Below are 15856 nucleotides of genomic sequence, written 5' to 3' on the forward strand. Positions count from 1 at the left end.
ACCGACGACTCGATGTACTCGCGCAGCTTGGCGACATCGGCGTCGGTCAGATCCTTCGCGCGCAGATCCGGCGAGAGGCCGGTGGCGGCGATGATCTCCTTCGAGGTGGTGCGACCCACCCCGTAGATGTAGGTAAGTGCGATCTCCAGCCGCTTCTCGCGGGGGAGATCCACACCGGCAACACGTGCCATGTGTTCATTTCCTTCTTCTTGTCAGAGGTCTGCTCCCAGTCCGCCCCGCTCACTGTCGGGCCCCGGCCTCTGATCCGGGGGTAGGCGGAAACTCGTCTGTCTCCGCTGGTGCTGGAAGTTCGTCAGATATTCAGTTGTGCTGTTCGGCCAAGCGACCGGTGGAAGGGCGCTGCTCAGCCCTGGCGCTGCTTGTGGCGCAGGTTTTCGCAGATCACCATGACCCGACCGTTGCGGCGGATCACCTTGCACTTCTCACAGATCGGCTTGACGCTCGGCTGGACCTTCACGTCAGCTTCTCCTGTTTCTTGTCACGGGCGCCGCGGTACCCCGCACCGCCCGCTGCTGTTATCCCGGCGACGCCGGGAAGTCCTACTTGTACCGGTAAACGATTCGTCCACGACCGAGGTCATAGGGCGAAAGCTCGACGACCACGCGATCCTCGGGCAGGATGCGGATGTAGTGCTGCCGCATCTTCCCGCTGATGTGGGCGAGAACCTTGTGGCCGTTCTCCAACTCAATGCGGAACATCGCATTGGGCAGGGGTTCGACAACGCGACCCTCGACCTCGATGGCACCGTCTTTCTTCGCCATATCCTCCGCGATCCCGGCCCGAAGGGCCTGGTAGTACTCAGTGTTTCCAGTAGGCGGCAGGGACGACTCGCGAATGCATGCAAAAACGAGCGCGTCGTGCGCACCGACGTTCCATATTACGCGAAGGGACTGGTCCAATCCAATTCGGCGGTTTGTCCGACCGCGAGCTAGACCTTCACGCCCATCGAACGGGCGACAGATGCCAGATCGTCGTGGGGCTCGCCGCGCGCATCGATGACCCATCTGTCGCGGTCACGGCGCAGGTCGGCGTAGACCAGTGCCCGTTCCTCGGCGAAGATCCCCAGGTCACACCGCGCGAGCTGACCGGCACCGGAATCCCAGAGTTCGACGAAGCCGGCGGGGAACTGCCGGAACGGCCCCTCGCCTCCGTAGGAACTGACGGCGATCCGCACCCTCTCGATGTCCGGCGGCAGCGCGCCGGTGTCGACGGTCATCTCCTCGCGCCAGCCGCGGAACACCGCGGCGTCGGAGGTGAGCTTGATGGCCCCGTCGCAGGCGGACAGGTTGTTGAAGAAGACGAAGTCCTTGTCGGAGCGGACCACGCCGGTGCTCGGCAGCGCGAACGCCGCCAAGTCGAGATCCAGGTTGGCGACCGACGGCGTGATATCCCAACCGACGCCGATGCTCACCCGTTGCAGGCCCGTCCGCGCGGCCATCGCTACCGACCGGCCCAGGGGTCGTAGGCCGCCGATGCCGTCGCCGACGCGTTGGCCGTGATCCGGGCGAACTCGCGCGACGGCGGCAGCCACAGGAATACGACGGCGAGGATCCCCGCGACGACCAGGGCGATGATCACCCACCCGCCCATCAGACCGAACAGCGACAGCGCGGCGAGCACGGTTCCCAGTGGTGCCGTCCACCCCGCTCCCCGCCACACCGCGTACCCGAAGCTCGCGTACGCGAGCGCGAACAGCGCGGCGAGGACCACCGTGAACACGATCGCCGTCGTCGACAGATCGGCGACCTCGCGCCCGAGGTAGTAGACCTCGCCGCGTCCGTCCTGCGACATGGCACGGATTCCCAGTCCGGCCTGAACCAGGCAGAGCGCGGCGGCAACGGCGACGAACAGCAGTGCGCACCACACCGTGACGGGCGGCGAGGTGCGGGAGGTGACCGCGACGGGCGGCTGGACCGGCGGGCCGCCGAAGGGCGCCTGGCCGGGGTAGCCGCCGGCGGCAGGAGCGCCGTAGCCGGTCGGCCCGCTGCCCGGCTGGCCTGCCGGACGGGCCGGGCCGTGCGCGAACGGGTCGGGCCCGCGGAAACCAGGGTTATTCATCACACGCCTTCCACCAGAATGTTGTTGGCGGCCAACACCCAGCGCACCGGGTCGGTCACCCGGAACGGAGAGATGCCGCGGTCGCTGAGTTTCTCGCCCTCGGGCGCGGCGCCGAGCGCCGAGACGGCGAAGAACCGATGCTCGTACTGCCTGCCGGTGACCGGGTTCACCATCGTCGTGAGCGCCGGCCCGGCGTCGAGCCGGGTGAGCAGACTCCGCACTTCCTCGTGCAACCGCAGCCCGTCGTCCTCGTCGTACGTCCGCGCCAGCAGACCGGGATCGCGGTTGTAGGCGGCACCGAGCTGACCCATCACCTGGCCCCACGCGCTGGCTTCGACGGCGGCCAGCGCCTGCAGCGCGTCGAACTTGGAGAGGATCACCGCGAGCTTCGGCGTCCCGCCGCTGATCAGGTTGGACACCGTGTGCAGGACCTGACGCGGGTCGCCGCCCACGTTCGACGAGACCGGGACGAGGTCGCGCAGCTGGTTGGCGACCTCCCCCACCCGCAACGGGTCGAACATGAACAGCACGGCATCCGCGCGGGAGAAGAAATCCCAGGCAACGCCGCCGACATCGGCGGCTTCGAGGTCTTCGCCAGCGACGTCGCGGATCACCATGTACTGCCGCACGCCGCCCCACTCGCCCAGGTTGAAGATGAGCGGATCGTGCTGATAGCTGCCGTGCAGCGAGGCGCGCGGAGTCGGCTGCAGGATGCCGCGCTCGGTGAACAGCGGTTGCTCGTACTCGTCGCGGAATCGCCGGACGGTCTCGTCGTTGGCCGGGAACACCTCGCGGTCCAATCGGGCGGCGAATCGCTGCAACTGCTTGATGAGCACCGCGATGTAGACGGTCTTGCCGGTGGCGCGAGCCCCGGCCATGGTGATGGTGATGGCGTTGCCGAAGTACCAGTGCGGCGGCAGCACGAAGTGGCAGATCGGGCAGGCGGCGTCGTACGGGCGGTCCGGTTTCGGCGGCCACTCCCCGTGCCACTCGTGGCGCTTGGCGGTCGACACCTTGCCCATGCGCACCTCACGGCCGGCGTAAGCCGACGCCACCGGGTCGACGACCACCTGTGCGGGCTCGCGGTCCACCCACGCGAAGTCGTCCAGCCCGAGCGGCGAGAAGCAACGGGGGCACTTGGTCAACGCGCACCCCCGGCGAGGCCGAGCGGGGCGAGCAGCTCCGCGACGACCCGATTCACGTACTCGGGCTGGGCGACGAGTACCTGTTGCGGGTCGGGTACCGGCGACAGGACGGCACCGCGCAGGCCGGCTCGCGCCGATACCGACTCCGTGAGGACCAGTGCCACCTGGTCGTCGGACAGCGCGGCCGGAACGGCGTCGGTGACCACGACCGTGAGCGTCCCCGGAGCGGGCGCCACCCGAACGCCGCCGCTCAGCCCGTAGCCCGCGGCGGGCGCCTGTGCCAATGCCGCACCGACGTGCTCCCCGGCGAGCGGACCGGGAGGCGCGGCGGCGGGCCCGGCCATCCCGACCGTCACGTCCGGACCGCCCGAGATCACGGCGCCGAGTCCGGCGACGATGTCGCCGGCGGCCGCCACCATCCCACTGGCGAATAGCCACGCCATCGACGCCGAGGTGTCGACGAAGAGCCGGACGGGCCGCGCCTGGCTCTCGTGTACGCGGTCGACCTTGAGCACCCCGCGGGTGGCGACCCGCGCCGCGGCCGCCACCGGCGGCAACGGGCTGTCCGGCAGGGTGAGCCGGGTGGCCACCTGAATGGTCTCGCCGGCTCCCGGTGACACGCTGGCCAGTTCGATGAAGCCCAAACCGGAGACGTCGCGTGGCGTCAACTGCGCGATATCGGTCTCGTGATCGGCTGCGCCGTCGGGACCGATCGACACGTGCACGGTGGTGCCGGAGGCGAACAGGTCCGCGTGTGCGGGCACCGCCGCGACGACGATCTCCTCGGTGACGCGGGGCAGGATCAGCATCGACGGCGAGGTCTCGACCACGCCGGCGGCCGGCTGCCCGCCCCGGGACCTGGCCACCAGGCGCACGCCGTCGGCGTTCGGCACCCCCGATACCGCGAGCCGTACCGCCAGCGGGCACCTGGCGAGCGTCGCCGCCGACTTTCCGTCCAACACATAGGTTGCCATCTACCCCAGACCTCCCAGTCCCGACGGACCGCGTCCCGAACCACCATTGGATTGTGCCCCGACCCCGGCGCGTGCCGCCCAGTCGGCCGCCCCGCGCCGATAGTCGGCGAAGAAGTACTCCGCGGCGTCCGCGTCGAGCGCGCGAACCACCAGCCAGCCCGCGTCGCGTAGACCGGCGATGTCGGACGGGCCCCGATAGCTTCCTTCGACGAGCCGCTGCTCGATCAGCCGTTGCGACCACGGTACGAGACCGCCCGACCCGTCGCGCAGCGACGGCGAGCCCAGCCCGTCCAACGGACCGGCCCCGGCACCCGGTACGCCCATCATGACGGTCAGTGCGTGCCCGGCGACCCACGCCGTGTCGAGCACCCATTCCTGCTCGGCGCGGCCCAGCTCGTCGACGACCTGTTGGTAGATCGAGGGCATCCGCGCTTTCAACGCGGCACAGAAGGGAGTGCCCGGGTCGGCCCACGGGGCGGCACTGCTCTGCCCGACGACGAATCCGGCCGCCGCCATGACGACGAGTTCCTCGGCGGCCTGCGCGACCCACGTGACCTCTCCGCCGGCCGGCGGGCGGCTTTCCGCCGAGGTCGCCAGGGCGGCGACCGCGGTGCACCAGCGATCCCGGTCGGTCACCCGCGCGGATCGCCTGGCCAGGCGCAACCAGGCGGCGGCGGCCAGCACGGGTGAAGCGGCATCCGGCATGTCGACGATGGCCTGCAACGCGTCGGACTCCACGTCGCCGTAGAAGACCAGCGAATCCAGGACCTGGGGCGGCACCCGCCCGGTGGACTTGGAGAACTCGAGGAGGTCGGCGGCGGGTGGCCGCTGTTCGGCCACGATCGCCGACACCAGATCTCGGCAGTCCTCGTCGCCGAGCCGCTCGGAGCGCAGCGCGCCGCGGATCGCCTCGCTCGCGTAGTGGGCGCGCGCCGGTGCGGGGATGCCCAGCGCCCAGTCGCTGAGAACGGCGCGGGTGGCGAACCCGAACAGGTAGTCGTCATCGGGCAGCGCCGGGTCCGGACACGCGTAGTTGTGGTCGGCGCTCACCGCACCGTAGAGCCACAGCGCGACATCGGAGGACAGCTCGGAGAGCCGGCCGACGGCGTGGCGCGCGAACACCGGCCGGACCATGGTGGCACGTGTCGCCTCCGACATCTCGTCCGCGTCGAAGCGCTCGGACCAGCCGGGAGTGCCGATCTCGGTCAACCCGGTCCGGGCGACGACCGCGGCCAGCTCGTCGCGCGCGGTCGCGCGCTCGTCGTCGGGCACGGCCAGTCGCTCGATCAGTTCGGCGGTGCGCAGCGCGGCACGGGTCGCACCCGAGGGGTCGTCGGCGATCCGGCTGGTCAGTTCCGCGCAGCGACGACCGATCTGGTCGCGCGACTCTCCGAGCGACGCGGTGCGCACCGTGGGAACGGCGGCGAGGTCGCACCGGTCAAGCCAGGCGGAATCGGCCAGCGCGGCACCCAGCACGTACTGGGCCAACCGATCGGTCCCGCGACCGCGCGCGGCTGCCCGGGCAAGGCGCCGCAGCGCCTCGTCGGCGGTGGGCGGATGGGTGCGCAGGGTCTCGTCGACGAGAGCCGCCGCCCACGGCACCTCGGTCAGGCCCGGCGGCGCATCGTCGACGATGACCGCGGCGGCGTCCGCGTGGAACTCGGCGAGTTCGGGCATTTCCAGGAGCGCGACGGCGATGGGCCATTCGGGTGCAATCGACGTGCCCGGGACGTCTTCGAACTGCGCGGCGATCTCGTCGCGGCGGCCGAAGACGCGCAGCGCGGTTTCCTCGTCGGCCAGCACCGCCTCGGCCAGTACCGATAGCCCGGTGACCGGCACCGATCCCGCGGCGAGCCGATGCGCAGACCCCGGGTCGCCCAGGTAGGGCTCCTCGTGCTCGTCGACGACGACGTCGACCGCACCGTGAACTTCGCCGCGGCGATCCCGGGGCACCGCGACCAGGTGCAGGTCGGCCGCCGAGCCGGCGGCGACGGATTCCGGAGCGTCGTGCGTGCTCCACGAGAATCGCCGCGCACCGCCCGCGGTCAGAAAATGACTGATCGCCGCGATCCACGCGGCCGCGTGATCGTGGTCGTCGACAGCCAGGACGACGGGGCCGGTGGCGTCCCCGGACAACCGCGCCGCGACGGCGTCGAGCAACACCCGCGCGAGGCCCGTCCGGTCCCGCGCCGGGTCGAGGAGGAATCCGACGGAAGCCTCGGCAGACAGCGATGGATTGGGCGTGAGAGCCGGCGGGCTGGCGGGGAGAACGGCCGCCTTGACTTCTTCGGGACCGTACGGCCGCAGCCAGCCCGTCCACCGCCACAACTCGACGGGCCGGACCGCGTCGAGACCGGGGGCGGTAGCGGTTTCCGCGCCGAATCCGTCGGCCAGCACATGGGCGAACACGTTGCCCGGGCGCCCGGTGCCGTCGCGCCCGGCGTCGACGGTGTGCCAATACGCGGCCCGGTCGCCGGTGAACGAGTACACCAGCCGGGACGGACGGGCTGCGATCTGCTCGGGCGTTGGGAATCCGGGCAGGACCGGCTCGAGGTCGAAGCGGGTGACGATGCGCGCGGTGAGGTCCTCGATGTCGCCGGGGGCGAGATCGCCCACGACCTGCTTGACCTGCCAGCCGCCACCCGAGCTGCGCTGGCCGGCGGCACCGCCGAAGGCCCCGCGTCCACCGGGCGCCCCGGCGTCGAAGGACGTGTAGGTGAACTGGGCATAGCGCCCGTCCTGGCCCGCGGCCGCCTCGGCGGGCCCGGCTACCAGTCCCGGCCGCGGCGTCGGCGAGCGTTTCGTCAGGTCGGCCATCGCACTACCACTCCCCCCGCGGTGGCGCCGGCGGCAGGAGGCGCAGTCCCGGCATCGGCGGATCGAGCATCGCGATCGGGCGCTGGCCCCGTCGCTCGGTGTCGTGCACGAAGACCCGCACGTACCCGACGACACCGGTGAGGTCGGCGACCCACTCCGTCGGTTGGCGGCCCTGCGGCAGCTCGCCGACGACCTGGCAGTGCGGCACCAGCTGCCCGCGCCCGGAATGGAATCGCAGCGTCCGCCCGTCGGTGGTGTCCAGCGGCAGTCGTTGCGGATGGTGGACCAGGACGAGCGGGGGCAGGTCGGCCACGGGCGTCTCGGCGTGGAGCACCAACCGGACCGCGATCTGCCCCGGTCCGGTGGGCACCGGTTCGAGTTCGTATGCCATCCGCGCGAGCCCCGGGTAGGCCACGCTCACCGGTTCGCCGGCGATCTCGCGCCCGGCCGAGTACGAGACGGGCACCAGCCACACCAAACACCCCTTGGCCGTGAGGGTGCGCGCCAGGATGAGGGCCCCGTCGCGTTCGTACTGCTCGGCGCTGACTTCGCCGAACGGCTTGCCCTGGCAGACCTGTTCGGCGTCGATCCCGGCGGGCCCGATGTAGGCCCGCACCGCGGCGGCACCGCGCGGCCAGCCGAAAGTGATCATCTCGCAGTGGAAGCGCTCCACGATATGCGGTTCCTCGACCGCGGGCAGCGGGCGCGCCAGCACCCGGGTCTCGCCGATGCGCGCCCGTCCGGCGGCGACGGTGACCGGCGTCAGATAGGCCCGGTCCCAGCCGCCCGGCCACGGCACCCCCGACATCTGCGACCGCGTCGGATCGGTGCCGGCTTTCACCGGATGGCGCACCCGCGTCGCATCGGTGAATCCCTGCACCGACAAAGCCTCGGCCGGCAGGTCCTCGCGTTCCAGCCCGGCCGGCGGCGCCTCCGGAAAACGGTAGATCCGCACTTCCTGGCCGCCTTCGGGGGTCGTCCACGAGAGATCGAACAGGGAGTTGTTCTCACTGATCGACACCTCGAGATCGGTGACCGAGACGAGGTCGACAGAAACCAGGATCTCCTGCTGTGCTGGCCGCGACAGGCGCAGCGAGTCGCCGACCGGCACCTCGGCCTGGGCCCGGTACAGGTAGCGGCGGCCACGCGGCACGTCGGCGTCGACGAAGCCGGTGAGGTTCGCATCGGTGACGCAGATCTGATAGCGCGGATCGGTCGTGATCGGGCCGCCCTCGTCGAGCGGGATGCGGAAGATGCGCACCGCGCGCGTTCCGGAGAACGCCGACCACTCCCCGACGACACGGCCCTCGTCCTCGGTGATCCGCATGTCCTCGACCGGACTGATGTCTTGTCCCTGAGCCCATTTCACCGGCTGGGCAGCACGGGCCTGCCCTTCGTCCTCCCCGGCGTGCACCCAGACCTGGTAGTGCCGGACCGCGGTGGTGAGAAACCGGGTGTCTTCGGCCGCGGTGCCCGTCGTGACCGCCAGGAGTTCGCCGGCTTCCGGCTTGTACGGAGCCATGCCGTCACCGGACACGACCCGGTAGAGGACGGTCGGCGCGCCGTCGAAGGCGTCCCAGCTCAGCCGCACGCCGTCGGGGGTCGACGCGATGTTTACCGTGCCGGGCTCGACGTCGGTCTCAAGGTATTCGTAGTCGCTGAAGTCGCCATGGGTCAGCGGCAACAGGTCGGGTACGGGATCGGCCGACCGGGCCACCGCCGGATTCTGTCCCGGCGTCGCGGAACCGGCGGCCTGTGCGTTCGCGGCGGGGTAGGCGGCGGCCGGGCTGACCGCAGGGTTGACCGCGCGGCCGGCCGTTTCGACGCCGGCGGCGCCGAACTCCGCGAAGACGCCGGCCAGCTCGTCGACGAGACCGGCGGCGCCGGGCAGCTTCTTGCGGATCTGCTCGGCCGTCACCGGTGCCCGCTTGGCGAGGTTGCGCAGCGTGATGTCTTTGATCGTCTCCGCACCCTCGGCCCCTTCGGCGATCTTGCGGCCGCGCCACGCGATCAGGGCTGTCATGAGGTCGGCGGTCGGGTCGTCCGAGGTCGGCGGGTCGGCCTCGGCCCGGGTATCAGCGCTTCCGGTCCCGACCCCTCCGGTGGCATGTGTGGCGTGACGGCCGCCCGCACCCGATTCCGCGGGCGCCGGCCCGGCCGGGGCGACGTCGGCGGGCAGATGGGCGACCGCGATCGCGGGCAGCACGCCCAGTCGAACCTGGATGATCAGATGGTCGATCGTGGCGCCCCACCAGAGCGCCACCGGCGACGCGCTGATGTCACGCCGCCACGAATCGGGCCGTCGGCCGATCGCGTCGAGTTCCTGCCGGGCCGGCACGGGGTGACCGTCGGCGGCGGCACCGACCGCCCACTGGTGCAGCGCCGTCACCACGTCTTGTGCAGACGACATCGCCTAGCCCTGCCCCATCTCCGGCGCCTGGAAGCGGTTGGGCTGCACCGGCTCTCCTGTCGGCCGCGGCGAGTCCGCGCCCGGATGCGGTGAGACGGGGGTCGGCGGAGCCTCGAACGCCGACCGATCGGGGCCCGGTCCGGCGGCCTCGGTGCGCAGGTAGTCGAGCACGATCGCCTCGGACAGCTGGGTCGCTACGCACACGACGCCCAGGCCGGTCCGGACCCGGTGGCGAACATCCACGTGCACGGACGCCGCGCCCGTCGTGACCGCGGTGTCGGTGAGCAACGCATGGTCGAAGGAGCCGCTCGGCGGTGCGTCGCGGTCGATCCCGGCGAGGAACTCGTCGAGGGGCTGCGCCGCGCCGCCGGCGACGGCGACCGTGCCGACCAGTCGGGGAACCAGCTCGCCCAGCGGTCCCCCGAGGGAACGCAGGGCGTGATCCCACACCTGGTCGGCTCCCGTCGAACCGATCACGCCGCGGAAGAGGTCGGTCGACCAGCGGTCCAGCGACGACCCGGTGCCCTGCCCGTGGTCGAGCCACACCGGCGACGCCTCGGCGCCAGCCTCGCGGGAACCGATCCGGGGCGGAATCGACGTCACGATCAGGTTGTCCCACGACGGCGTCAGCCATCCCGGCCGGAACAGGTCGCGGCGCAGGTACCCCACCGCCTCGTCGACATCGGGATGGTTCGGCCGTGCCGCTCCGAGACCGGTCGACATCGGCAGCCCCCACGACAGCGGCAACGAACCGGCCTGGGACGCGGCCGGCGACCCGAGCGGCGCTTCCAAGTAGGCGCCCAGCGCACGGTTCCACGACAGGAACTGACCGTAGGCCTGCGACAGTCGCCGCAGGTCGCGCAGTGCCGCGCGCAGATTGTGCCGGTCCACCTCGAGTCGATCGACGGCGGCTCTTCGCTGGTGCAGCAGGGCGAAGATCAGCCGCTGCGACTGGATGAAGCCCCACAGGCACAGCCCCAAGCCGACCAGCAAGGCGGAGACGACCACGATCAGCGCCACCCACCACACGACGAAATCCTTCACCGTGAGGTAGACGAACAAGCCGGTGAGCAGCAACAGTGACACGACCGTTGCCTGAACGGCCCGGCCGAGGGACTTGTTGCGCTGGTCGGGATCCGGCGGCGGCGCGACGGCGGTGTTGACCTGGTGCAGCAACTGCTGGACCTCGTTGTAGGCGCCGTGGAACGCCTCGCCGAGACGTTGAGCGGCGGCGACACCGAAGCTGCGTCCGGAGTTCTGCCGCCAGCCGCGCAGGGCGGTCAGCGTCGAGCGCGCACTGCCGCCGTGGTCGGGGCTCGACTCCAGCTCGGTCAGCCGGTTCGACAGATCGATGATGCCGAGCACGTCGGTCGCGTCGATGCTCTGGCATTCGACGGTCGCGGCGACCGCGCCGGGAATCGACGTGAAGGCGGCCGACGGACCCGGCACGACTTCGCTGGCGTGTTTGACGATCGCGCGCGACGATCCGACCTGAATCGGCGGCAGGTCGCGGCTGCGGGCGCCGGCGTCGGCCAGCGTCAGCGCGGCGCGCGCGTAGTCCTGCCACACCTGCGACAAGTCGGAATCGGCGTCGGCCAGCTGCCCCGACGGGTCGAACAGCGCGCCCGAGAGGGCACTCGACGCCGCGCCGATGTCGGCCCAGCGAGCCATCTGTCCAGTCGACGTGCGACCGTTGACGACCACCTGATAGGCGGCCGGCTGTCCCTGGAAGGCCGCCTGCTCGACACCGACGGCGATTCTGCTCGACACGCTGTCGACGACGCTGCGGTACCACGCGGCGGGCGCGTTCTTGATCGACGCCCAGACGAAGTTGAAGAACATCTTCAGCACCGCCATCGCACCGATCTCCTCGGGCGGGTTGGCACTATAGGACTGGCGCGGACCGCGCAGCACGGCGGCGTGCTTGCGCCAGAAGACATCGGCCATGGTGGAGGTCGCGGTTGCGACGTCGGCGACGTAGACCACCTGGGATCGCTGATCGCTGGGCAACGGGAGCACGCCGTCGTTGTTCAGCAGTGACTCGCTCAGCACGCCCTCGACCTCGTCGGTGCGCAGCTTGCGGTAGAACGACCGCGCGAGCCGCACCGACTGCCCGGGAACGACGGGCAGCGTGTCGAGTGGGGCGTGATCGAGCCCCCGCCACAGGCCGGCGAGTCCGGCGATCACCGGCGCGGCGTGCCGGCCGAGGTCGTCGGTGCCCGCTTCCGACGACAGCGGCACGCGTCCGTAGTCGGGACCGCGCGCGTCCTCCGGGGAGATGGCGATGTTGTGCCAGCCGGGCACGGCCAGTTCGGCCGACGAGCCCGCGACCGCCGGGGCGCTCACGAGCAGCGCACGGATACGGGTCACCGCGCTCGCACCGGTGGTGCCGATCAGTTGCTCGGCGACTCCGGTCTCATCGCCCACCGACAGCCGTCGGTGACCGGGGAGCGCCGGCACGATCGAGCAGAGCCGCAGCACCGTCGTGCGCCGCGACGCCACGAGGTCGGCCAGGGCCACATCGCGGGCGCGTCCACCGGATACGAGCAGGACGGTCGACAGCGGTTCCCGCGCCGACGGATCGGAGACCCACAGGAAATCGTCGACCAGGTCGGCCGCCGAGAGATCCGCCAGCGCCGAGTACACGCTCTGCGCCGAACCGCTCGGCGCGATCAGAACGGTCAGCGGCGCCATCAGAACCCACCCGGTCGATCCGGCGACCCGGGCGCGTCGAACGGGTTCTGATCACCCGAGGGCTCGGCACCGCCCGCACCCGGACTCCCGAAGCCGGGAGCTGCGGCATCCGGAGCCGCCGGCGGCGTCATCGGCGGCGAGGTGAACGATCCCATCGTGGGCGGCTCGAAGGTCTCGCCCGCCTGATAGCTCGGCGCACCGGGCGAACTGGCCGCACCGTGCTCGGCCAAGGCGACGGCGGCGTCGATCAGGCCGATCAGCTCGTGGGTGACCGCGAAGATGTCGGGCGCGAGGTCGCGGAAGACCGGCGTCTTGGACGCCTGCTCGCGCACCGTGATCCGCGCGAAGACACCGGTGCCCTCGGCGCCCGCCTGCCCCGGTCCGGCGCCCTGACCGGGCTCCATGTAATTCTTGGACACGAATTCATGCTGGTAGGCGAGATAGGAGCGCAATCGCTCCGCGCGCTCGCGAACCGAGAGTTCCGGGCCGGCGTCGGCGATGACCGACGGCACCCCGGTGCCGGTTTCGCCGGTCCGCAGCCAGCTCGCCATGTTGATCGTGGCGGCCTTCTGGCGCTGGTCGAGTCCGGTGGACGGGTTCTCCACACCGGCGTCGTAGATGTGGCGCAGCGCGCGGTACGGCGCCATCGAGGCCATCACCGGCGGCTGGTGGCTCTGCGCGATCGCCAGCAGGGACGACTCCAGCACCGCGGGCAGCCAGTCGTACTCGGCGAGGAACTCCGAGGGCGGGGTGAGCAGCGGGTTGGGGAACGGCAGCCAGCGATGCGCTCCGCTGTCCCACACGTGGACCGCGTCGGCGAACGGCGGGCCGGGCACCTGGATGAACCCGATCGCCTGACCGAGGATCCAGCCGCCCACCATGGCGAGCCGCTCGTTGGCGTGCATCGGCAGACTCGCCTCCAGCGGGCGCGAGCGGCGCATCGTCCAGAACGCCTTGCGCTGCCCCGGCGTCGAGGCCAGCCACTGGCGCGCGGCGGGTTCGATCACCGCCTCGTAGGCCAAAGGCGAGTAGTTCGGGTAGGACCCGAAGATGTCGATCCGCTTGATCTTGGCCTCGTCGGTCAACGCGTTGGACAACGCGTCGGCGCTCTTCTTGTCCACGCGTGCCGTGGACGCGAGGCTGGTCTTGAGGTCCTCGGCGACCGACAGCCCCAGGAACGGGATGGCGGAGAACTTGTAGCGGTAGACCATCTCGGCGACGCCGTGGATCGCTTGCATCGCGTTCTCGTTGACGCTCGCCAGTGGCCGGGCCAGGTTCACCGCCTCGCCGAAGCGCAGCTCCAGATCGGTGCGGCGCGCGGCGCGCTCGGATTCCGGTGCGTCCTCGCCTTCGACGTACTGGCGCAGCGACACCGAGCAGAACCGGTCGAAGGACTCGCCGGACCGCGCGACGAAGCGGCGGGCGCGGTCGAGCAGCTCGGCCGGGCGCAGGTGCACGTCGTAGCTGGCCCGCTGCGCGATCAGACCGTCGCCGGTCTCCGGATGCCGCGGGAAGGCGCGCGAGACCCACGTGGTGGTGCGCTCGACGACGGGCCGCACCTCGGCCGGGGACTTGCTGCCGTCGACCGTGCTCCAGTAGCCGGTGATGACATGTCCGGCGGCGCGCGAGATGCCCTCGCTCAGCAGCCGCGGATCGGTACTCGTCGCGCCGACGGAGGCGGGCAGGTCGATCTCGTAACGCTGCTTGAACTCGGCGGACCGCGTCAGCATGACCTCGTTGTCGGCTTCGGAGAACCGCTCGGCGACCAGTTCGTCGGAGTCGGCGGGCCACGCCGCGTACTCGTCGGTCTGCAGGAGGGCGAGACCGACCTGCTGCCGGTTCGCGCTCGCCGACTGGCGCAGGAGCGTCTGCGCCTCGTTGAGGGCGTCGATGAGCGGATCGAAGACCTCGCTGATCATCGCGCCGCACGCGTTGCCGACGTGGTGAGCCAATGCCGCGTAGATCTGTCGCTCGACGATGCGCGCCGAACCGGCGAACACCTCGTCGGCGATGGGCGCGGGGTTGGCGATGGTTCCGGAGAGCGACGCCAGGGTTCCCTTGACCTCGGGCGGCAGGTCGGCGATGTCGGGCGGCCCGTACTTGGACAGGTCGGCCAGCGCCGGCAGGAGCACGTCGTCGAGCAAACGCCCCACGCGCTTCACCAGTCCGGTCGCATACGGGAGCCCCTGCGTCGCCAGCGCCCGGGCGGTGGCCTGTTCCAGCGCGGTGACGAAATGCTGGTGCCACACGAAACCCTGGTGGTAGGCCGCCGCATTCGCCCCTTCGGCCAATGCGTGGCGCCGCTCGGCGAACACCTGACCGACGCGGGCCGCCCACTGCTCGCCGTTGACGCCCGGCGTCTGGTCGACGAGCGGACGAACGTAGTTGTTGACCACTCCGCGCGCATGGGAGGCGACCTGATCGCCGGGGAGGACCGTTTGGGTCAGCCACGGAGCCACCCCCGCCGACGAGGCGTCGTGGATGTCGGGCAGGCCCAGCGAGTAGCAGATGTTGCTCCACTGGTTGTCCAGGATGGCGTTGACCTGTTCTTCGTCCGAAGCGTCGTTGCCCGGCTGGAGATGGCCGGTGAGCAGCTTGTCGACGCTCGACCGCGCCAGGCGCTGCGCGGAGTACTCGGCGTAGCGGTCGCGGCCCATGGACAGGCTGGCGTAGCCGAACGTGCCCCACGGCACGTTGTTCCATTGCTTGTTTCCCCAGCCCAGGTACTCCAGCGAACCCTGGTCGCCGACGGCGTTGGTCAGGTCCCACTCGACGAACTGCTGGGTGGCCGAGCCGGACAGCACGAGGCCGGCCAGCCCGCGGCCGAGTCCGCGGTACACCGCACCGGGTGTTCCGTCGCCGAAGATGGTGCGCTGCGCGCCGACGTAGCGGCCGACGGGGAAGACACGGGCGAACGGGATGCGCTCGCCTTCACCCTTCTCGTGGCCGAGAGCGCGCAGCAGCGCGACGTCGGTCTCGCGCGCGGACCCCGTCTGACTGGCGACGATCTCGCCGAGCATCGCCAGCGCGTTGGCCCGGGTGCCGGTGATCGCCGAGTCCGGCAACGTCTCGAAAATGTCCGGGGTCACCATGAAGACACCCATCAGCCGGGGGTCGACGCCCTGGACGAGGGTGAGGATGCGGCAGATGTCGAGCGCCATGGAGGCACCGGCGCCGCCGGCCATCGACGAGACGACGAGCACGATCGGCTGATCGTTCGAGCTGTAGCCGCCGGCGCCGGGAATCTTCAGCGAACGCATCTCGACGTCGGTCGAGTTGGCGAACAGCTCGTCCCAGGAACGCTGGAGGGCTTTGCGCACGGTGTCGACGCGGCTCAGCGTGATCATGCGGCCCAGCGCGCGGTACTGACCGGCGCCGGTGGACAGCGGCGTGTAAACGGTCTCCGGCTCCCGCGGCGCCCAGGTCGCGATGGTGTCGAGTTCGTTGTTGTCGGCCAGCCGCTGCGACATCGCGTTGTCGAGCACCTTGTAGCTGTCGCTCTCCGGCCCGGTGCCGACGTAGACGCCGCCCTGGTCGGGGACCGTGCCGACGCCCGAAACCGGTGACGGCGACGTCGGCACGTCGAGATGCACGAACTGCCACCCGGCGGGCAGCTTGTCGATTCCGTGCGACCGCAGGTCGGACTTCAACTGATCCATCATGTAGGCCAGTGCGGCTCCTCCGGAGCCGCCGCAGCCGACGACCAGAAAACGTTTCATCTCGTTCTTATCCCTCTT

11 protein-coding genes are annotated in these 15856 nt (G+C 70.7%); all 11 read right to left on the minus strand.

Translation table 11 applies throughout. The annotated features are described in order from the left end of the window. Positions 1-191, minus strand: a 191-nt coding sequence (gene rpsM / locus GOARA_RS02650; protein ID WP_007320740.1) for a 30S ribosomal protein S13, incomplete at its 3' end; no start/stop codon positions are given. Between the two features lie 173 nt (positions 192-364). Continuing rightward, a complete protein-coding gene (gene rpmJ, locus GOARA_RS02655) occupies positions 365-478 on the minus strand; it encodes a 50S ribosomal protein L36 (protein ID WP_005207978.1) in 114 nt (37 codons plus the stop codon). An 82-nt stretch (positions 479-560) separates the two neighbouring features. Beyond that, entirely contained in the window at positions 561-782 is a 222-nt protein-coding gene (gene infA, locus GOARA_RS19625) for a translation initiation factor IF-1 (RefSeq protein ID WP_005187701.1), read from the minus strand. Between the two features lie 167 nt (positions 783-949). Next, positions 950-1459, minus strand: coding sequence for a TerD family protein (locus tag GOARA_RS02665; RefSeq protein WP_007320742.1), 510 nt, complete (start codon positions 1457-1459; stop codon positions 950-952). Between the two features lie 2 nt (positions 1460-1461). Further along, positions 1462-2079 (minus strand): hypothetical protein, encoded by a 618-nt coding sequence (locus GOARA_RS02670; protein WP_007320743.1) that lies wholly within the window; start codon positions 2077-2079, stop codon positions 1462-1464. Beyond that, positions 2079-3224 (minus strand): hypothetical protein, encoded by a 1146-nt coding sequence (locus GOARA_RS02675; RefSeq protein WP_007320744.1) that lies wholly within the window; start codon positions 3222-3224, stop codon positions 2079-2081. Before GOARA_RS02675 ends, GOARA_RS02670 begins: the two co-directional genes overlap by 1 nt. Then, positions 3221-4198, minus strand: a complete 978-nt coding sequence (locus tag GOARA_RS02680; protein ID WP_007320745.1) for a hypothetical protein — start codon at positions 4196-4198, stop codon at positions 3221-3223. Before GOARA_RS02680 ends, GOARA_RS02675 begins: the two co-directional genes overlap by 4 nt. After that, entirely contained in the window at positions 4199-7015 is a 2817-nt protein-coding gene (locus GOARA_RS18780) for a GAP1-N2 domain-containing protein (protein ID WP_007320746.1), read from the minus strand. It lies immediately after the preceding gene. 4 nt (positions 7016-7019) lie between these two features. Next, positions 7020-9425 (minus strand): SaeA-related protein, encoded by a 2406-nt coding sequence (locus GOARA_RS02690; protein WP_007320747.1) that lies wholly within the window; start codon positions 9423-9425, stop codon positions 7020-7022. A gap of 3 nt (positions 9426-9428) precedes the next feature. Beyond that, positions 9429-12119, minus strand: a complete 2691-nt coding sequence (locus tag GOARA_RS02695; RefSeq protein WP_007320748.1) for a hypothetical protein — start codon at positions 12117-12119, stop codon at positions 9429-9431. Further along, positions 12119-15838: a tubulin-like doman-containing protein gene (locus GOARA_RS02700; RefSeq protein WP_007320749.1), complete on the minus strand. Its 3720-nt coding sequence runs from the start codon at positions 15836-15838 to the stop codon at positions 12119-12121. Before GOARA_RS02700 ends, GOARA_RS02695 begins: the two co-directional genes overlap by 1 nt. Positions 15839-15856: the final 18 nt, after the last annotated feature.

The sequence above is a fragment of the Gordonia araii NBRC 100433 genome, assembly GCF_000241265.1.
GTDB lineage: Bacteria > Actinomycetota > Actinomycetes > Mycobacteriales > Mycobacteriaceae > Gordonia > Gordonia araii.

What these genes read in the sequence shown, in the direction of transcription:
- GOARA_RS02690 (WP_007320747.1), bottom strand. Translation starts at nt 9,425, where the DNA reads ATGTCGTCTGCACAAGACGTGGTGACGGCGCTGCACCAGTGGGCGGTC.
- GOARA_RS18780 (WP_007320746.1), bottom strand. Translation starts at nt 7,015, where the DNA reads ATGGCCGACCTGACGAAACGCTCGCCGACGCCGCGGCCGGGACTGGTA.
- GOARA_RS02695 (WP_007320748.1), bottom strand. Translation starts at nt 12,119, where the DNA reads ATGGCGCCGCTGACCGTTCTGATCGCGCCGAGCGGTTCGGCGCAGAGC.
- GOARA_RS02680 (WP_007320745.1), bottom strand. Translation starts at nt 4,198, where the DNA reads ATGGCAACCTATGTGTTGGACGGAAAGTCGGCGGCGACGCTCGCCAGG.
- infA (WP_005187701.1), bottom strand. Translation starts at nt 782, where the DNA reads ATGGCGAAGAAAGACGGTGCCATCGAGGTCGAGGGTCGCGTTGTCGAA.
- GOARA_RS02700 (WP_007320749.1), bottom strand. Translation starts at nt 15,838, where the DNA reads ATGAAACGTTTTCTGGTCGTCGGCTGCGGCGGCTCCGGAGGAGCCGCA.
- GOARA_RS02665 (WP_007320742.1), bottom strand. Translation starts at nt 1,459, where the DNA reads ATGGCCGCGCGGACGGGCCTGCAACGGGTGAGCATCGGCGTCGGTTGG.
- GOARA_RS02670 (WP_007320743.1), bottom strand. Translation starts at nt 2,079, where the DNA reads ATGAATAACCCTGGTTTCCGCGGGCCCGACCCGTTCGCGCACGGCCCG.